This window comes from Clostridium sardiniense (assembly GCF_019753795.1).
GTDB classification, from domain to species: Bacteria; Bacillota; Clostridia; order Clostridiales; family Clostridiaceae; genus Clostridium; species Clostridium sardiniense.
The window spans coordinates 273,931-296,766 of record NZ_JAIKTU010000001.1 but is presented as its reverse complement, the minus strand read 5'-3'; the positions used below and the strand labels follow the sequence as shown (position 1 = coordinate 296,766).

Below are 22,836 nucleotides of genomic sequence, written 5' to 3'. Positions count from 1 at the left end.
TAAATAAATAATAAAATTCAATAAAAATTAGGGGGTTATAGTTATGACTGATGAAAATAGTATTAAATTTAGAGATACTTTAAATAATGATGAATATGTAAATGAATATTGGGATAATGGTACCACGGTCAATAAAGTAAATCTAGTGTTATTTATAAATTTAATAGCATTTACACTAATGGATTTTGGATTTATGCAATTCAATATTTTAATGTATACTATTTGGCTTTGGTTAACGTTTCGCATTGGTGTTTCTATATTTGAAGAGACTTTAATGGGAAAAATGAAAAAATCTTTTCTTAAATCCAATTTAAATAAAGAGTATTTATATACTATCAATCAACATGGAATAGAAAGAAGCAATGACATTAAATCATTGTTTGTAAAATGGAACTCTATATCAAAGATAACTGAAACTGATTCTGCATTCAAAATATATGTAATTCCAGGAAAAAGAAAAACAGGACTTATTCCTATAAGCTTTTTTACATATAAACCAGGTTTAAATTCACTTCAGAATTATGAGCGTAATAATCCTTTTATAATATCAAAAAAATTCATAATTAATGAACATGATTTGATAAATTTTAGGAGCCTCATAAAAGAAAATTTTAATAATAAAAAATCTACTACTTATTTTAAATATAACTAATATTGACCAAAAGCTATATAAAATTTAGGGGGTTATAGTTATGACTGATGAAAATAGTATTACATTTAGAGGTACTTTAAATAAAGATGAATATATAAATGAATATTGGGATAATGATACCATGGTCAATAAAGTAAATATAGCGCTATTTACAAATTTAATAGGATTTATACTAATAAGATTTGGCTTTATGAAATTCAATATTTTAATATATTTTATTTGGTTTTGGATAGTATTTCGCTTTTTGGTCTATATAGCTGATAAGACTTTAAGGAAAAGATTGAAAACATCTTTTATTAAATCCTTTTTAAATAAAGAGCATTTATATACTATCAATCGACATGGAATAGAAAGAAGCAATGATATTAAATCATTGTTTGTAAAATGGAACTCTATATCAAAAATAACTGAAACTGATTCTACATTCAAAATATATGTAATTACAGAAAAAAGAAAAACAGGACTTATTCCTGAAAGCTTTTTCAAATATAACCTAAGTTTAAATCGACTTCGGGATTATGAGCGTAATAATTCTTTTATAATATCAAAAAAATTCATAATTAATGAATATGATTTGATAAATTTTAGGAGCCTCATAAAAGAAAATTTTAATAATAAAAAATCTACTACTTATTTTTAATATAACTAATATTGATAAAAAGTTATATGAAATTTAAAATCCTAGATTATAAAAAAATGATGAGTCTTAGCATTCCTGTAATAAATAAAAGTAACATAATTTAATTATGTTGCTTTTGTTTTTATATACTTATTTTCTTTGATTAATAAACTCTCTTATAAAATAAAAAATTGTATATATAGTACTACACAAAAATAGAATTGCTGATCCTCCATACATAATCTTAGGAAATATCATGTTTGATTGAATACTTAAGCATCCTGTAACAATAGAAAATACTAAAGTGAGAAATACAAATTTTAATCCATTCTATTTAAATTTATAAAATTCTTTTATTGTTTCCATAAAATATATCCTCCTAAGAATTAATATAAATTACTATATAATATACATTAATTCTTTTTTCTTCACATTAAAAACTCCCACCTCTAATAATTTTTATAACTTACTTAAAATTAATTCTTGCTCTCCATTTATAGGAATATTATTAGAGCTTATTGGGACTTTATATTGAACAAGCCCAGCCCCTTGTAAAACTAATTTCATCTTAAATATGGAACCATCTATTTTAATATATAAGTAAAATGTCTCTTCTTTATTTACTAGTTCAATAGAAAATCCTAGATTAGTAAAGTAATCTTTACAACATTCTATAACCTGCTCTTTGTTTGTTAAGTTATTCTTAGGATATATAACATATCTATTTTTAAGCATATCTTTTCTCCTATTCTAAATCTTAATTACTTCATATTGTATACTTGATATGTATGTTGAGCATTGCATCTATAAATTATCGTAAATTAAATAAAGAAACCATTATAAAAATTATAGTCAATATAACTTCTGTTTTACTAAGCTTTTTCTTTCTATAGTCTCTAATACACATGATTAGTGCAATAATTGAAACTATAATAAGTATAATTTTAAAAATCATATACCTCTCTCCTCACCATATTAACTTTTTTCTCTAAAAGCAATTAGCCTAGAAAATTTATTATAAATGGGAAAAGTACGATAAAGAATTCAAAATATTTATGAATTTAATAAAATATATTAATCATTTTTATACCACTCTTTATGTATCTACAATCTTTAATAGTATTAGATGCAAGAACTTCTTCTATAGGCTCTCCAAAAGCTAACCATTTATCTGATATACTTTTAAGGAATTCATCTCGTTTTAGTTCATTAAAATCTCTAGTGAGTTCAATATTCACCTCAACTTCATATATACCACCCATTTTCCAATAAGGCTCATTTTTCGTATATTTCTTATGTACTATATTATTTTCAATATCTATTATTATACTTTCAAAAATATGTTTAGCCTCATCTTTATTACTTGCATATGCAAATAACCTAATTAACATTTATTTCACCTCATTATTTAAACTTTTCTCTTGTATATGTATGAACCTATCCTTTATTTAAACATTATTTTTAAGGTCAATTCTCTATAATAGACCATGTTATTTCTGATTCATTATAAAACTCTACTACTTCTTTTATATCTATTGATAATAGCCATGTATCAAAACTTACTTCTGTTACATCATAAATAACATCTATTACACTAAATAAATCAGTTTTTATTATAGGTAAATTTACCTCATCCCATATAATATAAACCTCCATGTTACTATTCAACAATTTTTCTTTAATCTCTAAAATATTATGTGCTTCATCTTTTTAATAATTTTATTCCAATCAATTCTTCCCCACTTAGTAAATTGAAATTTATTCTCTAATTTATAGTTGTCTTAGTATCTTTGCAATTTTGATTTTTCTTTCTACTGTATTTTGATGCAAAAACTATGTGATATTTACAATTTCATTTTGTGTGTGATAAACTATTGTTGTCCATTATGGATGCCTCCTTTTGTTATTGAATTTGGCTGCAAACCTAATTCTATTTTAACAAATAGAGGTTTTTTACATAATACATCGCCAAATCTCATCTGAATACACTTGCATAGCAAGTGATTTTCTAAATACAATAAAAAGAGTGCCTATTTCTAGGCACCCTGAGTAAATTTATTTTTAGGAAATATTGCTTATAAAAAAGTTTATTTATCTGTAAGAGATTTTATACTATTACTTATAATTTACTACACTATTTCTATATCAGTAGTTTCTTTAGTTATTATTTCAGCATCTAACTTTTGAACTAGAGCACCACCTGATGTTTCAAAAACACCCTTTGAAATAATTAAATCCATTAGGTCATTAACAGCTGTGTTATCTAAACTTTCCTTTACATCCTTAACTGTAATGTTAACCTTCTTTTCTAATTCATTCTTAAAACTCATAACTAATGACTTTTGTATCATATTCCTTCTCCCCCTAATCTTTTAATATTTAAATTTTAAGCTAGCCTCTATCCTTAAAAGACTTAACATAATTTCTATAAAAGTAAACTATATTAAATTCTAAGGATAGAATCAAAATAACTTTAATTATTCTGATAACAGGCTAGATTCTTCTCTTTCTACAGATACTGCTGGATAGTTTACAACTTCTGATAAAGCTACCCCAACTGCATGTAGATCCTCATCTTTTGCATTTAAGTTTACATCCTTAAATCTTTGATATTTAATTATGTCCTTACCCTTATCGTCCTTACCTTTGTTGTAGGTAATTTTTAAAACTACCTCGTCGATTGTTTTTGTTATCATACTTATCACTCCCTTCACTTTACATATATGCACTAGCCTAAAAAAACTAAAAAAAGATCTACTATTTTTTAATTTTTTTAAAATAGTAGATCAAATATAATAAATATAATTGTTATTTCATTTCACCCATAATCCATAACTTTATAATCTTTTCGTCTCTAAATACCTTATTTCTTTTTTCTCTAAATAATATTCCCTTATTACTTAGTTCTCTTATAAGTTTCATCATAAATAATCTCCTCCTCATATTATTCTCTTAGACTTTTATAAACCATAACAAATACAATCCATATATTGTATTTAATTTCATTATATCACTAATTTATATAAGTTAACCCCTCTTGTCTTATATTTCCTTACTTAAAGAAATTATTTTTTAATCCTCATGTCTTTTCTATTTTCTACCCTATACTTCAACCTTTTATAACATACTTTACTAATCTATACTTTCTATATACTCTATGCTTTGCTACACTATATTCTCTATTCTTTGATAATTCTCTAAATATCTAAACTTTAATATTCCTGTCCTTCCATTTCTCTGCTTTGAAATAATCCACTCCATAATATCCTTCTCATCACTACTTTTCTCATAATAGGCATCTCTATAAACAAATATTACAAGGTCTGCATCTTGCTCTATATTTCCACTTTCTCTAAGATCTGAAAGCCTTGGTCTTCTACAAGACCTTTGCTCTACTGCTCTGGATAATTGGCATAGAAGTATAACATTAATATCAAGCTCCTTTGCAAGGATTTTAAGTGCTCTAGTTACATCACCTATAGCTTGTGTTCTATTATCTGTCCTTCCCATATCCATAAGTCCTAAGTGGTCTATTATAATTGCATCTAAACCTTCTGCCATCTTTAGTGCTGTTGATTTAGCTCTTATATTTAATATATCTTGCCCACTTGTACAATCTGTAAATATCTTGCCTCTCTTTGATACCTTATTAAATACTTCAGTTATCTTAAAAAACTCATCATCGCTTAAAACAGCCTTTTTAATCTTATCAGCTTTAATATTAGCCTTTGCCGCAAGTCTCCTTATTCCAATACTCTCCTCATTCATCTCCATCTCAAAAATTCCAACAGTATTCCCATTATCAGCTAACCCTTCTGCAATACTAAGTGCCATTGCTGTTTTTCCCATAGAAGGTCTACCACCAATTATAGTAAGCTCCCCCTTTTGAAGACCATTTACAGCATTATCAAACTTTGTAAAGCCTGTCTTCATTCCTGCTATTCCACCACCATTTGCATATCGCTCTTCCATATGATCTAGTGTTATACTAAATAGCTGATTTTCATTAAGCATACTTCTCTTACTCGTATAATTCTCCATAAGCTCTACCTCTATCTTACTTGTAATATTTCTTAAATTTGAGGTTTCATCTTGCAGCTCTCTAATTCCATTATGCAAGCACTTTATAAGCCTTCTCCTATAGCTTTTGTCCTTTAATATTCCTATATAAGAATCAATATTTATAACTGTTCCAGTTCCCATAAGTTCAGTTAAGTAGCTCACTCCACCAAACTTTTCAAGCTCTTTTCTTGAGATCTCCTCGATTAAAGTTATAAGGGATATATCCTTCCCTTCCCCATAAAGAGTAATTATTGCTCTATATATTCTCTTATGCTTATCTAAATAGAAATCCTCCTCTTTTAGACTTTCAATGCATTTTGGTATAATGCTATTTTTATAAATCATTGCTCCTAAAACTTCTACCTCTGCCTCAATATTTTTTATCTCCATACCCTAATTTACCCCTTTTCTTTTAAATCTTAAAGTGAAATCTTAAACCCTAAAACTAATTTCTTTAATATCAACATAAAAAACTCAACCCCTAAAAATAATACCTCTACTAGCTAAAGTAATGATTTGAACCCTAAACTGTTTTCTTATCTCACCAACTTAAAATTATTTGCTTGGATTCTTAAAGTTAAGACCTAAATCTCAAAACCAATTAATTTAACCCCTAAACTCCACAACCAGTTACTTCAATCCATAAAATAATCCCTACTCACTTAAAGTATAATCTTTTCCTGACCACTAAATCCTATATCTAATTTACTAAATATCAAAATCAAATTCACTATACATGTCCTTAAATATCTCATCTGGTACACTTACCCTTGAGTATACTTTCTCGTTGAGATATTCTTCAAATTTACTCTCCCTAAAGAGAGTTGATGGTCTTAAATAAGCCTCATACTTAGTTCCTTTCCATGACTTTTTCTTATTCTCAATAACTTTTTTAAAATCATCTACAGTGTACCCCTCATCTAGCCGTCCCTCTATTAACCTAACTGTAGTCTTTGTTATGCTTTTATAATTAGTGTCTAGCTTCTCATTTAAAAAATCTATAATCTCCTTGCAAATCTTTTTTTTATATATTTTTTTATTATCTTTTTCTTTAGTATCTATAGCATTAGTATTCTTTGGTACTGATTTTTCATCGTCTCCTTCTGCGTCAAATTCGGACCCCCCACCTAAATTTTTATCGTCTCCTTTTGGACGCAAAGAATCCTTGTCATTTTTAAAGAATAAATTTTCATACTCACTTCCTATAGCATAAAGTGTATATGTGCCTCCTTCTTTCATTAATCTATAATCTAAAAGCTTATTTTCAACTAATTTCTTTACTCTTCTCATAATCATATCTTTGCTCTTTATATTAAGTAATGGAAGCTGCTCTATAATGTAGCTTGTCTTTATCCAATAAAAGTCACGTCCATCAATTTTTTTCTTAAATATTGATTTACTTATTATAAAAGTACAAATAAACCTAAGTATTATTAGATCCTTTAAATCTAACCCAAATTCTACTGCCTTCTCTTGTGAATATCCAATTAATATGTTTTGCATAGTGCTTTAACCCCTTTCTTTTTCTTATCTTATTTTGTATATATGCAGTAGATTAAATTTACTAGAAAAATTTTTTAAAGTTTTTAAATAAAATTTTTAGAAAGTATATACGTGTCCCAGGAAAAAATTGTTATAATTTAAAATGAAGTGATTTTAAAAGAATCTATATTTAATGAGGAGAGTGGTTACATATGAAAAATTATATAGTTGGAATAATTGTTGGCTTATTAGGTGGCATGGTAAACATATTATTTTTATTGTTTGCACCTGATATTGATATATCAGTTTATGTCTCAACATTTATTACTTGGACAATTATTGGTTTATTAATTTCAAGTAGTAATTTCAAATTAAATGGATTTTTAAAAGGTTCATTAATTGCTGTAATGCTTTCTCTACCATCTATTGTTTATACAATTAGTTTTTCTGTGTTTGGAGCTATTTGGACTTTAATAAATTCAATTATTATTGGTGCAATTATGGGCTTTGTTATAGAGAATGTACAAAAAAAATTTAATCAAAATAACCGCAATATGTAGGCTTTATATTAAATAATCTTTTATAGAATTTTTTAAGAATATTAAAATTAGTTTTTTTAAAATTATATATCGTAAGTACTATTTTTACCTTAAAGTAATATTAATAATGAATATATTGAGGGGGAGTATTATGCTAAGAATTAGTAGAGATAATTTATGTAGAGATTCATTAAGAAATTATAAAATCATAATAGATGGAAACTGTTGTGATGAGATTAAGAGTGGTGAAATAAAATATATAAATATTAATTCTGGTAATCACACAATATACCTAAAAATAGATTGGTGTAGGAGCAGTAAAATAGACTTTAATATTTCAGATAATGAGACAATAGAATTTAAATGCGGTAATTCTATGAAGGGATGGAGAATTCTATTTTCTATTATTTATGTAACCTTTCTTAAAAATAAATATTTATGGATTAATAATACATAAATACCTTATAATAGAATATATAAATTAAATCATTTATATTCTAATTAGGAGATTTATTATATATGAAAGAAAATTTAAAACAATGGTGTAATAAGCCAATTGTAATTTTAATGGCTTCAGTGGTTGCCGCCTTATTGGGAGGACTTTTAGGAGTATTTGCTTACTATGGTCAATGGTTAGGATAAAATTATACTAGTTCTCTATTCCTTTATAAATAAAAAAGGACTTAAGATAACCTTGTTTAATAACAATTTTTATCTTAAATCCTCTCATTTGAATAATATGCTTAATATTATATACTAATCTTTTATTATGAAGTCTTTATTTCTTTTGGTATTCTATTTTATCTTCCATAATATTTCCACTGCCCTCTATATTAATAACTTTTCCATTATCATCTAAAGTTCCGTAATTGAATATATATGATTCCCCTGTAAATTCTATGCCCTTTTTACTAGATAATCTTAATGTTACCCATTTATAATTTGAATCTTCTACAGTATCTTTATAAAACTTTATTAAATTCGCATCTGTAAATTTTGATTTATCCTTTATAGTTACTTCTGCATATGTACCTATTTTATTAGTTTTCTTTTCATCCATTACAGGCTTCTCTGTAACTTGTCCAAAGATTTCTGTCTCTTCTATTTGCTTTACAACATCTTTAGTCTCATTAGATAAATTCTTATTATCATCATCAGTAGTAGTCTTATCTACTACCTCTAAATCATCTTCTATGTTTATTTGTGATATTACATCTTTATTTGTGCTGATTTCTTCATCAGATTTTTTACTAGTAGTATTATTAGTTTTCGTAAATTCAACAATTTCGTTCCTTGATGTGCATGCCACAGCTGCCCCTATAGCTACTACAGCGGCTAAACACATTATTAACTTTTTCCCCCTCATTATGTTCCTCCAATTTTCGCTCTTTTGTTTTAATATATATTTAACATATTATTCAAATTCATTATAAGTTTATAATATTTCTAAGTTTTTTTCAACTATATTAAAATTTTATACATAATTTTAACATACATATTTTTTTGATAATAGTTTATTTAATACTATATTAAATTGATATTATTCAAATTTTTTTGTGATTATTTTTAAAATATTCTCACCTATATTACATTTAATGTATTATTTGTAATTTTATTCATAAATAATGCAAATGACTATATTAATTACCATAAAGAGCTTAATTTAGGGTTTTTATTAACAAATTCCTTCTTTATCCTTTGGTATTACCAAATTCCTTTTAATAAGTTTGTTCTACTAAACTTTCCTTTATCGTTTACTATATCTTCAAATGAATTCAACTTATATATAACTAAAATCCAGTATATATTCTCCACCTATCCTTATATTTATTGATATAAAAAATACAAGTTGCATTTAATATTATTGATAAAAGGTGCTTAAGTTCTATTAAGCACCTTTTGTCAATTTATATTTTACTTATAATTTTTTTACTAATACATATCATTTTAAATATAAAATTAATACTATGCAGTAACAGGGGAACTAGTATTATAAAGTATATTTCTATGGATTCAAGTGATATTAATATTCCTATAGTAATGCTTACTGTACATGAAAGTAATGAAAATAATAAATTATATAGATAGAAAGTCTTTTTATCTATAATTTCATAATTATCTAAATTAAAATAAATAGGCACTGACTTCTTATTTTTACTACATATTATTGAATAGATTAAATATATTATAGTTAAAAATATATTTGCTACACCTACCATTATGCTCATAATAAATCCTCCCCATCACATTGTATCAACTTTTAATTTTCATTATTACATACTAATTAAGAAGATTACCTTCTCTACTTTCTAAATCTATTCTTGATTTTCATCATCATGTGCTATTTTAATAGTCCTAATATTAATATTTTTTATACTTTCACTAATATATTCTAATAGAATTTTAAGCAGTTCGTTTTTTTCTAAAACTCTCAAATAAAATATTAACTCCTAATAATGCGGCTGAAGTTATCAGCGTTGCATTTAAAAATCTCACAGCTCCATAAGATTGTATACTCATTATTTCAGTATAGTTTTCCGGTCTTATTATAAATACAAATGAAGTTATACTATAAATAAATAAAAGTATCCAAAATACATGTAATTTTTTTCTTCCTTTAGTTAAATTATTTTTAGTTAACTTATAAGTACAATATGCTATAACAATTATAGCTAAAATAATTCTACCTATATCCAAATTTAAACACCTCCTTTATACATAAATATCTGCTCCACCTTTAGCTTTTTTCTAATGTTATTTAAATTTATCTTTATGTAGTATATATTAAAATCTTTAGTATTCTTTATTAAAGTAATTGATTATTCATTTTTAAATTTAATATTATTCTTAATTAACTTCACAGATGAAATTATAAAAACAATAACACCTACACAAGATAACATATTAATTAGTACTAATGCTATATCACCTAAATAAGGTATTCCAATAAGATTTAAAAACATTAAAGCATTTTGAAATACAGTAGTTTGTAACAATACAAGCATGAAAGCCCCTAAAGCAGAATAAAGTAATTTAATATCTTTACTATTCATAAAAATATCCCTTCTATTTTTAAAACTTTTTATTTGAATATAATATTTTCTCTATAAAACATTTAATTTATGAAATTCTTATCTTTATAGTATAATAATATTATATACAAATTTAACCTTTTTTACTATATTATCCAATAAGAATATATTATAATATACTTGTACCTATATACTTTCAAAATCTAATTAAAACATTCTACAAAAATAGGGACTTAGATTTCTAATCATTAGATAATCTAAATCCCTATTTTTCATATGTAGACTAACATTTATTTTAAATGTTAGCTAGTATTTCTTTTAAATATTAAATATCTATTTTTTTCTTTTAAATAATTTAAATGCAGCTACTCCTGCAATTAATGCACCTAAACCTAAAGCTACGTTCTTTTTATAATCTACTTTTGATTTCTTAACTGGAAGTGATTCATATATTGCTACATTACTATCTCCTGAATCATTATAGCTTTTATAAAGATTTTTAAGTATTACGTATTTTTCTCTTGAAAAGTTACTCATTAATTGAGTTGTACATCTATCTATGTAATTTCCTAAGCTCTCATTTTCTTTTCTTACAACTCTTTTTCCATTGTCCATTTCAAATATATCATTTAAGCTAGCCTCTTCTTCAAGTCTCTTGACTACAGCTTCATTTTCATTCCATAATAATGCATTTATTAATTGTTCTTTTAACATATATAATCACCTCTCTAGTTATCCTTCGTTTTCTTTAAGTTAATTATAATTCTTTTACAATTATAATTCTTCTACAAACTGATTAAAATTAATTACAAATAGGTTAAAATTTTGCATACAGAACTTTTCAAAAATAAATACTAACTATTCCTCTCTATATTTTGGATCTATATCTGCAATGAACTTTCTGCTACTTAATGCTAAGTACCAAAATCCTATTACTGAAAATACTATTCCTAATATACTTCCAAGAATACCTACTCCAAAGTTACTAAATATTTTATATAAAACTATTATTGCTATAACCCATCCTATAAAAGGTATAAATGTTAACCATACTAGCCATCCTGATACTCCTGCTAAATTATATAGTTTAAATGTATTAATTATCGGTATCCACATAACCCATTTATTTTTAAGATCTGCCTTTTTTGCCATTTTATAAAGCGGATATGCACTTATAACATACATTATAACTAATAATATAAAGCTGACTCCTAAAATGCTTGTAGAATAAAACATATCATAATCAAAATTTTCTATCATATTAATTTCTCCCCTCTTTTGTATACTATTAGTTTCTTACCATATACTAATTTTTATTCCTGTGGTTTTGCCCATATTAGTCTTCATTTATTCCTATCTTTACTGATACTGCTCTTTATTTAACATATATGTTATATTAAAATTCTTATTTTTTCATAAATCAAAAATGAACAATTTGTATCTTTTGATAAAATAATATAAATTGCCCACTACTTCTGTTATTTTTATAATTTTATTTACTATATATTTTATCTATATATTTATTATAAATTTTATATTTACTTAATAAGAGGCAGACAGTCTACAAGTATCAATTTTATAATAACAGCAATAACCATAATCATAGCTACTATAAATAGTATCTTATTTATTCTACTTTTAGCATTTTTAAACTTCTTGTTTACCATTTTAAGATTGTACTCTTCTAAGAAATTCTTAAATCTATCTACTCTTTCTGTATTAAATTGAATACTATAATCTTTACAATTATCTCTTTTAAATATAAGTGTAGCTGATTTCTTATCCTTATAAATTGTAAAATCATCTTTATTAATTTCAAACTTATTTGCTGTTTTATTAAACATATCAAGTTCAATTACAAATAATCTTTTATTTGTTTTTACTAAAGCTGATGTTGATGACCAATTAAAGAATATTGGATTTGAAAAGGCTGGTATAACAAATGACATAAATAATCTTGTTTCTTCCATTTCATTATTAAAGCCTCTAACATAATCTATAATCTTCTCATCTTCATCTAATTCCTTCTTTAATTCTATAAGTGATTTTCTAAACATTTCTCTCATAAAGCTATCGCTACTCTTCTTCTTAGCTTTTTCTACTAACTCTTCATTTATTTCAGTTTTTTCATACATCTCTAGCTCTTCTTTACTTATCATATTACCTTTACTCATAACAGTTATCCTCCTTATCTAAATCGACCTTTATTTTCCGAATCTTTTCCCGAAGCCTACTTATCCGTTTATATATAACACTGCTATTTGCAATATATTTATTTTCCAGCTCCCTCTGAGTTAGTCCAATTATAAATTTATCTATAAAAAGTTCCTTTTCTTTAGGCTTTAATCTATCCATAACTTTCTGTACTATTTTCATTTCTTCTTTTATTAAGAATTCTTCCTCTGCACTTTTATCCTTTATATCAAAATCTTTAAGCTCCTTCATCTCATAACATTTATTTAATTTCCTTTTATAATCAAGTGCCTTATTCTTAGCTATTGTACATATCCAATATTTTAATTCACAACTTCTATTGTGATCCCCTATACTTTTCCACACTTTTAAGATTACATCATCAAAACATTGCACTATAAAATCTTCCTCGTGTGACTTATTTAATATGCTTTTTATAACCTTTAAAGTTATAATCGAATATGTGTCTAATAAATGGCTAAAGGCTTCAACATCATTATTTAATATACCCTCTATTAACTTGTCTTCAGTCATATTATTTCTCCCCTCTTTTTCTTTACACTATATAGACGTTTAGCAATTTATATTCTGACCATTTTTTTAAACTAATCTAGATTGCATTAAAAATTTCATACCAAATATAATGAGCAATTTGTATTAAAGAATAACTTATACAAATTCCTCATTATATATGGTAATTTTTTCTTGTTTACCATATATTTTATATCTAAATTCTGTATAATAATAGTCTCTATTAGACAATAATTCTTATATATGTATACATACTTATAAAGCTTTTATAATATAAATATATCAAAGGTAATTTTATGTAATTTTCCCAATAAAATCTTGAAATTAGATAAATAACACGATATAATAAGTTATATAATAACCCATTGTGTAATATATCATGATATAAAAAGGAGATATTATTATGAGTAAAGAATTTTTTGCTAAACTTCTGAAAAAAGGTTTTGATGTTGAATTAGATGAAAAACCAAGTGATAGAGAAGAATTTTTCATTGAAATCGAAAAATACTGTGCTAAAGAAAATATTAAATTTGAATTTATTCAAAGAACAAAACCTGCAATAATCTGTATAAATGATGTTAATTATAAATGTGAGCTTGTTCAAAAAGGACGATCAGGTTGGTTTCTTGACTTTAAAGAAATATAATTTAAATAATTAGTAAGTTCCTAAGACAAGGCGGTTATAAAAAGTCTGCCTTGTTTTAATTTTAAGCTATATTAATGTACTTATCATATATAATACACTAATGATTTCTACAATAAATAATTACATATAAATTGCACTTAAATATTCTATATAGTGAGGTATACCAATGAATTTAGATGATTATAAATATGTTAATACTACAGAAATTACTGGAGATATAGTAGTTGATGTAAATAACTTTCTTTCAGAAAACAATAAACAAAAAACTTTAGAACATGTTATTAATGTTGCTAGTACAAATAGTAAAATAGCAGAAAAGTACGGATTGGATAAAAATATATGTGCTATATGCGGCTATATACATGATATAAGTGCAGTAATCAAGCCTAATGATATGCTAGCTTATATGATGGAAAACAATTTATTTATTGATGAATCAGAAAGAAAATATCCTTTTATCTTACATCAAAGAATTTCAAAATTACTAGCAAAGAATTATTTCAATATAGAAGATGAAACTATATTATCTGCTATCGAGTGTCACACAACTCTAAAAACCAATCCATCACAATATGATATGGCTCTTTTTATTTCTGATAAACTTTCATGGGATCAAGAAGGGATACCCCCATTTTATGATGTAGTAATCAAAGATCTATCCATTTCCTTAGAAAAAGCATGTCTATCTTACATAAATTATATTATAGATAATGGTATGATTTTATATCCTCATTCATGGATAATAGAAAGTAAAAAATATTTAGAAGAATTGTTGTGTATAAAACAAAATTAATCAATTTAATTTGAAAAGGAAGTGACTTATGAAGAAAAAAAGTTTTATATTAATATTAACTTGTATATTAATACTTTTACTTATGGATAATATCTACAGACCTTATATTTATAGTAGGGGAATATTTGATTTTTTTATTGCTGATTCTTTCCCTAGCTTAATGGGACCTATAATTCTGTCAGCTTATATGGCATGTACAGATACATCTATTTATAAAAATAAAATAGATGAAATATTATTTATAATTACACCATCCATTGGACTTATAATTGCTGAATTCATATCCCCAATTATTTCTAGACATGTATCATTTGATATTATGGATGTAGTTTTCGCGGCACTTGGTGGGGTAATAGTTTATTTTATTAAGAAAAATTTATACGATAAGTGGTATAATACTATAAAACTAGCACATACTATATAGATTAAGTTTCGTCTGGAGGGATTTTATGGTATTCAATTATAAATTAGGGATAACAGAGATAAATAACAATAGAATAAATATAAACTATAGAGAAGCTGTTCGCGGTATCATATTTAGAGATGATAAGTTTCTTATGGTCCATTCTAATAATGGTGATTATAAATTTCCAGGTGGTGGAGCTATTATTGATGAAATACATGAAGACACATTAAAAAGAGAAGTTAAAGAAGAAACTGGATATATAGTCACTAAAGTAAAAGATAATATAGGATTAATTATAGAAAGACATCCAGATCACTTTAAAATAGGTGATATATTTGAAATGGTTTCATCCTACTATTTATGTGAAGTATCCCATGAAAAGACTTCTCAAAAGTTAGACCTTTATGAAAAGGAGCTTGGCTTTGATCCAGTTTGGATTACATTAGATGAAGCTATTTCTACAAATGAAAATATTTTAAATTCTACTAGTAAAACTATAAGTCCTTGGGTTTATAGAGAAACTTTAGCCTTAAAGGCAATTAAAGATAACTTTGACTTAATAAAAAAAATATAAATATAATTTTAGAAAGCCATAAACATAATTTCAAAAGATATAATATTGTTCCTTGAACTTAACAAATAAAAAATTATAAAATAAAGAGGTAGTTAAAATTTTTAACTACCTCTTCTTATATTCAATTAATAATTTATTCTAAATTTGATTAACAGTTCACTCTAAATTTAATTACTAAGTCATTCTGAATCTAATTAATATAGTTCACTCTAAATCTGTGGTAATACTATCACTGTACACTTTGACTTTTTAAGTACTTTAGAAGTTACTGAACCAATAAACGGCACAAATTTCTTTTTAGTATTCTTCGCCATAATTATACTATCAACATTAAGATCAATTGCATAATCAACTATAACCTTATCTGCATATCCAAATTGGAATTCCTTAGTGCAATGAAAATCTTTTAAAATTTCATAAGCTCTTTGTAATACTCTCCCACCATGTTCTTTTTCTGAACCTATTAAGTGTGATACAACAATACCATGAGCATAAACTATTTCCCCTACATTTAGTAATATAACCTCTGTTTCTTGTGGCTTAAAGTTCTCCTTTAGGAAGTTTACTGCAATTAAATCTCTATCACTTCCATCAAGTGGTAGCAATACTTTTTTCTTCACATAAATCACCTTCCTTTTATATATAATTCTATATTTACTTACTATTTCCTTCTAAAATTTATAAAATATTCTTTTTAAAATTGGCTCTGTTAAAGTAAATAATTTATATATACCAAAAATAGGTATCTTAAATTTAAACTTGAAAAATAAATATTTATTAGTTTTAATATGGGAACTACTTGCCATAAAACTTCACTTTAGTATATTTATATTTATGTTGTAATAATTCTTTCACAAAGCACAACAAGGCAATATTATTGTCTAATAATACCTTAAAATAAAATAATGAGGTAACTAATTTTTCAGCTACCTCACGCAATATTTAAACTTATAACTTATTCTAAACTTGTGGCAATACTATTACTATACACTTTGCTTTTTTAACTACTTTACAAGTAACAGAACTCATGAAAGGTATATATGCCTTTCTAGTATCCTTAGTCATGATTATAATATCACTCTCAAAAGTAATAGAGTATTCAACTATAGTTTTATCTACATATCCAAATTGAAATTCCATCTTGCAATCAAAGTCATCTAGTATCTCATAAGCTCTTTGTAGCGTCCTATCTGAATTTTCCTTCTCCATTGAAATTAAATGTGATACAACAATTCCATGAGCATAAACTATATCCCCTACATTTAGTAATAAGACCTCTGTATCTTCTGGATTAAAATTTTCTTTTAGGAAGTTTATTGAAATTAAATCTCTATTACTTCCATCTAGTGGTATTAATACTTTTCTCTTCATAAAAACCACCTACCTTAAATACACAGTAATTCTAGATTTATTTAATATTATTTTTATAAATCTAAAAAAGAACTATCTTTATATATAGTATGATGTTTTTCTCTACTCTGATTTAAATTGAATATTTTAAATTTAGCAGAATATATATAATACATAATGATAGATATGTATTTTATTAAGGAGGGGTACTTTTGAAATCAATAATTTTACTAGGTTCTATTCTATTTTTTAATTCATTTTTAAATTTAGAACCTCAAACAATTAATACATCTTATAGCTATATTATAAATAACGCTTTTGAGAATAATGAATATACAACTAATAAAAATAAATCTGATGATATTATAACAAAGAGTTCTCCTGACTATACCGAATGTAAGATTAATATTAAAAAACTTCCTACCAACCCCTCAAATTCAATAGAAGTTATTACTTTAGACAATTAAATTTTATTATAAATAAAATATACCTCATTAAGTAGACTGTATACGATCCACTTAATGAGGTGCACTTTTAAGTTAATATATTTTTATTGCATTATTTATAGTAAAGATTTATCGCAGGTTTATTTATATCCACAGCAAAAAGCCTTAAATATTTAGCACCCTTATCTCTTGCAAGAGCGATCGCCTTATTAAGTATTACACTTCCAATTCCTTTTCTTGAATAATTGATATTAACTATAAGCCTATCAATATATAATACTTTATCATGTTTCTTTTCCCATTTCACATACTCAGCTCCTGTATTTGAATTACATAAAGAAAATGCGGAAACTATCTCATTGTTTTCCTCTAAAACATAAAGACGATTATTTTTTCATATATCGCTTTAAGCGATGGCAAGTCATCAATGTTAGCCAATCTAAGCTCCATATTAACACCTCTGCAAATTCCTATTTATCGAGTAGTTTAATTCATTTATCATAGTGTAACTATGGGGTGTATTGCTATGAACTATCAAATTTTTAGTTCTAATTGACTCCTTCTCTGAAATAAAAGTATCAAAGCCAGAAATACTATATTTGTATTTCTGCTTCTACTTTATATACTATTAAAACAATATCGGTAACCAGATTAACTGCATAAATACATGGCTAAACATATGTGCAATCATTGCATATTCTATACCCTTTTTCCAATACAACCATCCAAAAATTATAGCTGCAATGCCATTTAGTATCATCATTCTTAATATGATGATAGAATTGATAGTACCAAACATAGCTAATGTAGCAGGCAAATGTCCTAAACCAAATAATAATCCCGCTATTATTATAGCTATCCAGTAAATAGAACTTGGTATACTATACTTATCTTTTTTACCTGCAAATAGCTTGTATAAAATAAATACTACTAATGACATAACAAATAGCCTTAACATAATTTCTTCAAATATTCCACCATACATCATTCCTGAAAGTAAATACATTAAATCAAAAGAATGAGCTCCCCCTCCAAGTTCTGGTATATTAGGTATCCATATAAATTTTTCACTTAATACAGTTATTCCTGCATATACAAAAGCTGCTAGTATAGAAATTAATAGATTCTTTGAATTAATTTTATAACTACCTTTTCTATCTTCTTTTTCAGAATAAATATATCCTAGAAGTCCTTTATTTAAATTTGTAGCTCTTGCTAATTTTAATCCTAAAAAACTTAATACAAATGCCATAATTATTACTTGTACACTACTTACTATAATTAATTGAGTTTTTGTTATTTGAGCTGACACCTCAGTTGGAATAGAATCTATTTGCCCTAATACAACAAGTCCTCCTCCAATTGCTGATAGTAACGTCAACACTAAGCTTATTTTAATATCCTTAATATTTAGAAGTTTTTTCTCCATAATAATCCTCTCCCTTATTTAAATTAATCCTTTAAACCTATCCAATTTAAATTTAGAAATAAACCACTTTATTCTATTTGTTATATATATGATATAATATATAGAAATATTTTATATAACTCAAAATAAAAGTAAAAAGATAAACTTAAAATTCTATACTAAATGGATTAATCTATATTTTAAATTTTCTTATTATCCAATTCAATATTAACAATACAATAGAAGAGTCTCATATTTATTTGATATCTTAAATGGTCGTAATTCTATTGAAGAAAGAAGCATATTTGAATATAGCGATAAAATAAATGATTTGTGGCATCAACAGTATGAAATATCAATAAAAATACAATTTAAAGTAAAACTTAAATGGTTTATAAGGGCAAAACTAAGTGGAATAATAACGTCACTTCTATGCTCAATTATTATATTAATTCTTATATTTCCAGTAAAAACAGGCTATTTATCAATAGGACTTTTTATTTCTATAGTAAATAATATAATTTCTTTAATACAAAATTTATCATGGCAATTACCAGAAGCTGCAGATTCCCTTGCAAAAAATAAAGAGTATCTTAAAGATCTTTCGAGCCTTCTAAATCTTGACGGGAATAAAGAATACTTAGCTAAACCTTCTAGTTCCTTATTTAATCTTGAAACAATTGAATTTAAAAATGTTTCTTTTAAATATCCAGGAACAAGTAATTACATATTAAACAATATTAATTTTAAAATTGTGGCTGGTAAACATTATGCGTTTGTTGGAAGCAACGGTTGTGGTAAAACTACTATAACAAAACTTTTAACTGGATTGTATGACAATTTTAAAGGAAAAATACTTATAAATGGAATTACATTAAAGAATTATAGTAAAAATGAGATTAAATCATTATTCTCAGTTGTATATCAAGATTTTGCAAAATATTCTATATCATTCAAGGATAACATTCTTGTTGGAAATATAAATAACTATGATATTGATAACCTATATGATGCACTAGATTTATTAGATTTAAATAATCTAGCCAATAATCTTCAAAATGATTTAGATAGCAATCTAGGAAAATTTCACCAAAAAGGTGTTGATTTATCTGGTGGAGAATGGCAGCGCATTGCGATGGCTAGAAGTATAATAAATAATTCATCAATTAAAATTTTAGATGAACCAACTGCCACAATAGATCCTCTTGAAGAAACTAGACTTTATAAAAAATTTAAAGAAATTTCTAAAGGTAAAACTTCTATTATCGTAACTCATAGAGTAGGCTCTGCTAAAATAGCAGATAAAATAATAGTATTAGAAAGAGGTCAAATAATTCAAATAGGGACTCATTATGATTTAATAAATAAAAATGGAAAATATAAAGATATGTTTGAAGCTCAAAGTAAATGGTATAAATAAAAATTATATAAGATATTATAATTTAACCAAATAAAATTTATACGAAATTACGATTTTTTTACCTCTTAAATTTATTGTACAAAAAAAGAACCTATAAGATAGACTCTCTTTTTCGATTGTCTATCTTATAGGTTCCATTTTATTATAGTCTCTTTCCTTTTAATTAATATTCTCTTTTATAGTCTTATTTAAAGTATTAATCTTTTCTAGTTGCTTTTTACTTGGTGAATTTACATCTATTTTCTTTATCTCAGCATCAGCTTCTTTATATTTCTTTTGCTTTATCAATGTAGTTGCTTTGTTTATATATTCATCTACAACCTTTGTTTTACTTTCTTGGAATGCAATTTCACTCTTCAATTCATCTATATCACCTTTAATAGCAAGGTTACTATAATCTGCTGTTATTTCATTAAGTTCCTTTTCAGCAGCCTTATATTCTTTATCTTTATAGTGAATTACTGCTCCATTATAATTTCCTAATATTTGCATAAGATTATTTGCTTCTTTATTATTACTATCTTGGTCTATTACTATTTGCAGAGCATCCATTGCCTTTGCATAATCTTTATTATTTATATCTTGTTTTGCTTCATTTAGTGACTTTGTAACTACGTCGTTACCGCAACCAACAAATGCAAGTGATAAAATTATTGCTCCAATTATTATAAATATTCTTTTATTTAATATCTTCATTTTAACTTCCCCCTATATTTAATTTTTACTATCTTTTCTTCATTATATAATAATAAAATTAAGTAAATTGGGATTTAACAATAAGTTTTCAAAAAGGATAATAAATTTAACCTTTGCTAAAAGAAAGAAGGCTAGAAAGAGTTCTATCTCGCTCTCTTATCTTTTAAAAATTAAATCAATTACAATCTATTGTTTTATTTTAAAAACTTCGCAAATTTTATTAAGCTCTATAAAGCAAGTCGTATGTTTGATTTAAACTTACTAGTATGATAAAATTATCTTATAAATTTAGACTTGTAAATCGTAATTTAATTATATATTTAAGTTTTCTAGGGTTCCGTAGTTTTTAACTAGCAGGTCCGAGAGAAAACGCACAATTAACTGTGTACACGGAAGGATAAAAGCCTGGGAGATATTTAATAATATTCCTATGGCTTTTTTTATTTTTTATTTTTAAGGAGGTACATTCTAATGAAAAAATTTATTGTTGAAGATGACTTTTGGAACATATTCCCTAATGCTAAGATTGGTGTTGTTGTTTGCGATGGAATAGACAACACTATTAAAAATGAAGATAAATATAAAGATATTATTTCTTCTTCAGAAAAGGAAGCTTTAAATTACTTAACTAATCCAGAATTTAGTAGTAATGAAGTTATAAAGGTATGGAGAGATGCCTTTCAAAAGTTTAAGAAAAAGAAAGGTGCAAGATCATCTATTGAAGCGTTACTAAAGAGAGTACATAATGGAAATCACCTAGGAACTATTAATCCTCTAGTTGATATTTATAACTCTATTTCATTAAAATATGGATTACCATGTGGTGGTGAGGATATTGATACATTTGTTGGAGATATAAAGTTAACTAAAGCAGTTGGAGATGAAAATTTTGTTACATTGGGAACAGATAAAAGTGAACCACCTTATGAAGGTGAAATAGTATATAAAGATAATGAAGGTGCAATTTGTAGGTGTTTTAATTGGCGTGAATCAGTAAGAACCATGCTAACTGAAAATACAAAGAATGCTTTTTTATGTATAGAATTAATTGATGAAAAAAGATTAGATGAATTCCAAAATGCTTTAAAAGACTTAGCAGAAACAGTTCAGAGAGATTTAGGTGGAACATGTAATATTTCTATTATTGATATTAACAATAAAGAAGTATCAATACAGTAATTTAGGGGGCTACGGTGATGGGTAATTTTACTTATAAAGATATTTATATTGAAGATGAAAAAAGGGTACTAGAAGTTAATATACTACCAGAAAAGCATTGCAACTTTGACTGCATATTTTGTCCTATTGGAAGAACTCAAAATAAGGTAGATACCCCAAAATCATTTGATAAAATAGATAGTTCATTAATTGAGTTAGAACGTATGATAGACGATACAAAAGCAGATTTAGTATTTATTAACTCAAAAGGTGAAGCCCTAGTAAATGATAAAATTGACGATATAATTGATCTTATCAAAAGCAAGAATATACCTGTAAGGTTATTATCTAATGGATATTTACTAGATAGAGATGAATATATAAAAATTGCTAATAAATGTGATGAGGTTATTGGAGAGATAAAAGTAATAACAGAAGAAGATTTCCAAAAACTCCAAAGACCTATTGAAGGATATACATTAGAAGAATATATTTCAAATATGATTTCATTTAATAAACAATATAAAGGGAAATTTATATTTGAAATAACTATAATTAAAGGCTATAACGATGATGACGAATCAATCGAAAAAATTAAAAATATCATCAAAGAAATATCTCCTAATGAGGTAATTGTTGTAAGAATGGATGATGAAATATTTAAGGAAAAGCTTGGTATAAGCGATGAAAGATTTAAGGAAATTTCAAATGAATTACTAAGTATTCAGTAAATTGCTAAGTATTCAGTAATACTTATACATAATTTTTATACTAAAAATTTTAAGGATGTCAAATAGACATCCTTTTTTTAAAACCATAAGAAGTCAGA

General features: G+C 25.5%; 34 protein-coding genes and 1 riboswitch. Of the genes, 13 read left to right on the top strand and 21 right to left on the bottom strand.

Annotation, left to right across the window (positions count from 1 at the left end; translation table 11 throughout):
* Positions 1 to 43 precede the first annotated feature (43 nt).
* Both K5V21_RS01290 and K5V21_RS01285 read left to right on the top strand, forming a co-directional pair.
* Positions 44 to 652: a hypothetical protein gene (locus tag K5V21_RS01290; RefSeq protein WP_221858470.1), complete on the top strand. Its 609-nt coding sequence runs from the start codon at positions 44 to 46 to the stop codon at positions 650 to 652.
* A 40-nt stretch (positions 653 to 692) separates the two neighbouring features.
* A complete protein-coding gene (locus K5V21_RS01285; RefSeq protein ID WP_221858469.1) occupies positions 693 to 1,292 on the top strand; it encodes a hypothetical protein in 600 nt (199 codons plus the stop codon).
* A gap of 438 nt (positions 1,293 to 1,730) precedes the next feature.
* Here K5V21_RS01285 and K5V21_RS01280 read toward each other — a convergent pair whose 3' ends face one another.
* From K5V21_RS01280 to K5V21_RS01245, 8 genes are all read right to left on the bottom strand, one after another.
* The gene (locus tag K5V21_RS01280; protein WP_204593331.1) at positions 1,731 to 2,006 is read right to left on the bottom strand and encodes a hypothetical protein; all 276 of its coding nucleotides are present in this window, start codon (positions 2,004 to 2,006) and stop codon (positions 1,731 to 1,733) included.
* Positions 2,007 to 2,082: 76 nt separating this feature from the next.
* Entirely contained in the window at positions 2,083 to 2,226 is a 144-nt protein-coding gene (locus K5V21_RS01275) for a hypothetical protein (RefSeq protein WP_221858468.1), read from the bottom strand.
* A 106-nt stretch (positions 2,227 to 2,332) separates the two neighbouring features.
* On the bottom strand, positions 2,333 to 2,662 hold the full coding sequence (locus K5V21_RS01270; RefSeq protein WP_221858467.1) for a hypothetical protein: 330 nt from the start codon (positions 2,660 to 2,662) through the stop codon (positions 2,333 to 2,335).
* A 76-nt stretch (positions 2,663 to 2,738) separates the two neighbouring features.
* A complete protein-coding gene (locus K5V21_RS01265; protein WP_456264107.1) occupies positions 2,739 to 2,954 on the bottom strand; it encodes a CDI toxin immunity protein in 216 nt (71 codons plus the stop codon).
* Positions 2,955 to 3,400: 446 nt separating this feature from the next.
* Positions 3,401 to 3,622: a DUF2922 domain-containing protein gene (locus tag K5V21_RS01260; protein WP_204593316.1), complete on the bottom strand. Its 222-nt coding sequence runs from the start codon at positions 3,620 to 3,622 to the stop codon at positions 3,401 to 3,403.
* Positions 3,623 to 3,748: 126 nt separating this feature from the next.
* Entirely contained in the window at positions 3,749 to 3,967 is a 219-nt protein-coding gene (locus K5V21_RS01255; protein ID WP_221858463.1) for a DUF1659 domain-containing protein, read from the bottom strand.
* A 469-nt stretch (positions 3,968 to 4,436) separates the two neighbouring features.
* Positions 4,437 to 5,723, bottom strand: a complete 1,287-nt coding sequence (gene dnaB / locus K5V21_RS01250) for a replicative DNA helicase (protein WP_221858461.1) — start codon at positions 5,721 to 5,723, stop codon at positions 4,437 to 4,439.
* Positions 5,724 to 6,041: 318 nt separating this feature from the next.
* Positions 6,042 to 6,836, bottom strand: coding sequence for a conserved phage C-terminal domain-containing protein (locus tag K5V21_RS01245; RefSeq protein WP_221858459.1), 795 nt, complete (start codon positions 6,834 to 6,836; stop codon positions 6,042 to 6,044).
* Between the two features lie 191 nt (positions 6,837 to 7,027).
* Between K5V21_RS01245 and K5V21_RS01240 the strand changes: the two genes are divergently transcribed.
* The 3 genes from K5V21_RS01240 (at position 7,028) to K5V21_RS19485 (ending at position 7,996) form a co-directional block, all read left to right on the top strand.
* Positions 7,028 to 7,375, top strand: coding sequence for a hypothetical protein (locus tag K5V21_RS01240; protein ID WP_221858457.1), 348 nt, complete (start codon positions 7,028 to 7,030; stop codon positions 7,373 to 7,375).
* A 130-nt stretch (positions 7,376 to 7,505) separates the two neighbouring features.
* Complete coding sequence (locus K5V21_RS01235; RefSeq protein WP_221858456.1) at positions 7,506 to 7,811, top strand: hypothetical protein; 306 nt, start codon at positions 7,506 to 7,508, stop codon at positions 7,809 to 7,811.
* A gap of 62 nt (positions 7,812 to 7,873) precedes the next feature.
* Positions 7,874 to 7,996, top strand: a complete 123-nt coding sequence (locus tag K5V21_RS19485; RefSeq protein WP_280637762.1) for a hypothetical protein — start codon at positions 7,874 to 7,876, stop codon at positions 7,994 to 7,996.
* Positions 7,997 to 8,132: 136 nt separating this feature from the next.
* Here the strand turns inward: K5V21_RS19485 and K5V21_RS01230 are convergent, their stop codons facing one another.
* The 8 genes from K5V21_RS01230 to K5V21_RS01195 all read right to left on the bottom strand — a co-directional run bounded on the left by K5V21_RS01230 (position 8,133) and on the right by K5V21_RS01195 (position 13,113).
* Positions 8,133 to 8,720 (bottom strand): hypothetical protein, encoded by a 588-nt coding sequence (locus K5V21_RS01230; RefSeq protein WP_204593310.1) that lies wholly within the window; start codon positions 8,718 to 8,720, stop codon positions 8,133 to 8,135.
* A gap of 541 nt (positions 8,721 to 9,261) precedes the next feature.
* Positions 9,262 to 9,582 (bottom strand): hypothetical protein, encoded by a 321-nt coding sequence (locus tag K5V21_RS01225; RefSeq protein ID WP_221858455.1) that lies wholly within the window; start codon positions 9,580 to 9,582, stop codon positions 9,262 to 9,264.
* 175 nt (positions 9,583 to 9,757) lie between these two features.
* A complete protein-coding gene (locus tag K5V21_RS01220; protein ID WP_204593308.1) occupies positions 9,758 to 10,051 on the bottom strand; it encodes a hypothetical protein in 294 nt (97 codons plus the stop codon).
* A gap of 122 nt (positions 10,052 to 10,173) precedes the next feature.
* Positions 10,174 to 10,407, bottom strand: a complete 234-nt coding sequence (locus K5V21_RS01215; protein ID WP_221858454.1) for a hypothetical protein — start codon at positions 10,405 to 10,407, stop codon at positions 10,174 to 10,176.
* A gap of 312 nt (positions 10,408 to 10,719) precedes the next feature.
* The gene (locus K5V21_RS01210; RefSeq protein ID WP_221858452.1) at positions 10,720 to 11,100 is read right to left on the bottom strand and encodes a hypothetical protein; all 381 of its coding nucleotides are present in this window, start codon (positions 11,098 to 11,100) and stop codon (positions 10,720 to 10,722) included.
* Positions 11,101 to 11,244: 144 nt separating this feature from the next.
* Positions 11,245 to 11,646, bottom strand: a complete 402-nt coding sequence (locus K5V21_RS01205) for a DUF5684 domain-containing protein (RefSeq protein WP_221858450.1) — start codon at positions 11,644 to 11,646, stop codon at positions 11,245 to 11,247.
* Between the two features lie 278 nt (positions 11,647 to 11,924).
* Complete coding sequence (locus K5V21_RS01200) at positions 11,925 to 12,560, bottom strand: hypothetical protein (RefSeq protein WP_221858448.1); 636 nt, start codon at positions 12,558 to 12,560, stop codon at positions 11,925 to 11,927.
* Positions 12,553 to 13,113 (bottom strand): sigma-70 family RNA polymerase sigma factor, encoded by a 561-nt coding sequence (locus K5V21_RS01195; RefSeq protein WP_221858446.1) that lies wholly within the window; start codon positions 13,111 to 13,113, stop codon positions 12,553 to 12,555. Before K5V21_RS01195 ends, K5V21_RS01200 begins: the two co-directional genes overlap by 8 nt.
* Before the next feature lie 400 nt (positions 13,114 to 13,513).
* Between K5V21_RS01195 and K5V21_RS01190 the strand changes: the two genes are divergently transcribed.
* From K5V21_RS01190 to K5V21_RS01175, 4 genes are all read left to right on the top strand, one after another.
* A complete protein-coding gene (locus tag K5V21_RS01190; RefSeq protein WP_221858443.1) occupies positions 13,514 to 13,756 on the top strand; it encodes a DUF4318 domain-containing protein in 243 nt (80 codons plus the stop codon).
* Positions 13,757 to 13,922: 166 nt separating this feature from the next.
* Positions 13,923 to 14,549 carry an HD domain-containing protein gene (locus tag K5V21_RS01185; RefSeq protein ID WP_221858441.1) on the top strand — a complete coding sequence of 209 codons (627 nt, stop codon included), beginning with the start codon at positions 13,923 to 13,925 and terminating at the stop codon, positions 14,547 to 14,549.
* A gap of 28 nt (positions 14,550 to 14,577) precedes the next feature.
* Positions 14,578 to 14,973: a hypothetical protein gene (locus K5V21_RS01180; RefSeq protein ID WP_221858439.1), complete on the top strand. Its 396-nt coding sequence runs from the start codon at positions 14,578 to 14,580 to the stop codon at positions 14,971 to 14,973.
* 25 nt (positions 14,974 to 14,998) lie between these two features.
* Positions 14,999 to 15,529 (top strand): NUDIX hydrolase, encoded by a 531-nt coding sequence (locus tag K5V21_RS01175; RefSeq protein ID WP_221858437.1) that lies wholly within the window; start codon positions 14,999 to 15,001, stop codon positions 15,527 to 15,529.
* A 209-nt stretch (positions 15,530 to 15,738) separates the two neighbouring features.
* Here the strand turns inward: K5V21_RS01175 and K5V21_RS01170 are convergent, their stop codons facing one another.
* Together K5V21_RS01170 and K5V21_RS01165 are read right to left on the bottom strand one after the other, a co-directional pair.
* Positions 15,739 to 16,149 carry a universal stress protein gene (locus tag K5V21_RS01170; RefSeq protein WP_204593300.1) on the bottom strand — a complete coding sequence of 137 codons (411 nt, stop codon included), beginning with the start codon at positions 16,147 to 16,149 and terminating at the stop codon, positions 15,739 to 15,741.
* A 340-nt stretch (positions 16,150 to 16,489) separates the two neighbouring features.
* Positions 16,490 to 16,900 carry a universal stress protein gene (locus K5V21_RS01165; RefSeq protein WP_221858435.1) on the bottom strand — a complete coding sequence of 137 codons (411 nt, stop codon included), beginning with the start codon at positions 16,898 to 16,900 and terminating at the stop codon, positions 16,490 to 16,492.
* Positions 16,901 to 17,091: 191 nt separating this feature from the next.
* On the opposite strand from K5V21_RS01165, the gene K5V21_RS01160 reads away from it, so the two are divergent.
* Positions 17,092 to 17,346, top strand: coding sequence for a hypothetical protein (locus K5V21_RS01160; RefSeq protein WP_221858434.1), 255 nt, complete (start codon positions 17,092 to 17,094; stop codon positions 17,344 to 17,346).
* A 91-nt stretch (positions 17,347 to 17,437) separates the two neighbouring features.
* On the opposite strand, the gene K5V21_RS19295 is transcribed toward K5V21_RS01160, so the two are convergent.
* Positions 17,438 to 17,680, bottom strand: a complete 243-nt coding sequence (locus tag K5V21_RS19295) for a GNAT family N-acetyltransferase (RefSeq protein WP_307495161.1) — start codon at positions 17,678 to 17,680, stop codon at positions 17,438 to 17,440.
* Positions 17,681 to 17,953: 273 nt separating this feature from the next.
* The gene (locus K5V21_RS01150; RefSeq protein WP_221858433.1) at positions 17,954 to 18,754 is read right to left on the bottom strand and encodes a CPBP family intramembrane glutamic endopeptidase; all 801 of its coding nucleotides are present in this window, start codon (positions 18,752 to 18,754) and stop codon (positions 17,954 to 17,956) included.
* 310 nt (positions 18,755 to 19,064) lie between these two features.
* Here K5V21_RS01150 and K5V21_RS01145 point away from each other — a divergent pair, with 310 nt between their 5' ends.
* Positions 19,065 to 20,153, top strand: a complete 1,089-nt coding sequence (locus K5V21_RS01145) for an ATP-binding cassette domain-containing protein (RefSeq protein WP_221858432.1) — start codon at positions 19,065 to 19,067, stop codon at positions 20,151 to 20,153.
* Positions 20,154 to 20,312: 159 nt separating this feature from the next.
* Here the strand turns inward: K5V21_RS01145 and K5V21_RS01140 are convergent, their stop codons facing one another.
* On the bottom strand, positions 20,313 to 20,849 hold the full coding sequence (locus tag K5V21_RS01140) for a tetratricopeptide repeat protein (RefSeq protein WP_221858431.1): 537 nt from the start codon (positions 20,847 to 20,849) through the stop codon (positions 20,313 to 20,315).
* 318 nt (positions 20,850 to 21,167) lie between these two features.
* A riboswitch (guanidine-I (ykkC/yxkD leader) is annotated at positions 21,168 to 21,263 on the top strand.
* A gap of 57 nt (positions 21,264 to 21,320) precedes the next feature.
* Here K5V21_RS01140 and K5V21_RS01135 point away from each other — a divergent pair.
* On the top strand, positions 21,321 to 22,028 hold the full coding sequence (locus K5V21_RS01135; RefSeq protein WP_221858430.1) for a B3/B4 domain-containing protein: 708 nt from the start codon (positions 21,321 to 21,323) through the stop codon (positions 22,026 to 22,028).
* 17 nt (positions 22,029 to 22,045) lie between these two features.
* Positions 22,046 to 22,738, top strand: coding sequence for a radical SAM protein (locus K5V21_RS01130; RefSeq protein WP_221858428.1), 693 nt, complete (start codon positions 22,046 to 22,048; stop codon positions 22,736 to 22,738).
* The last annotated feature ends 98 nt before the right edge of the window (positions 22,739 to 22,836 follow it).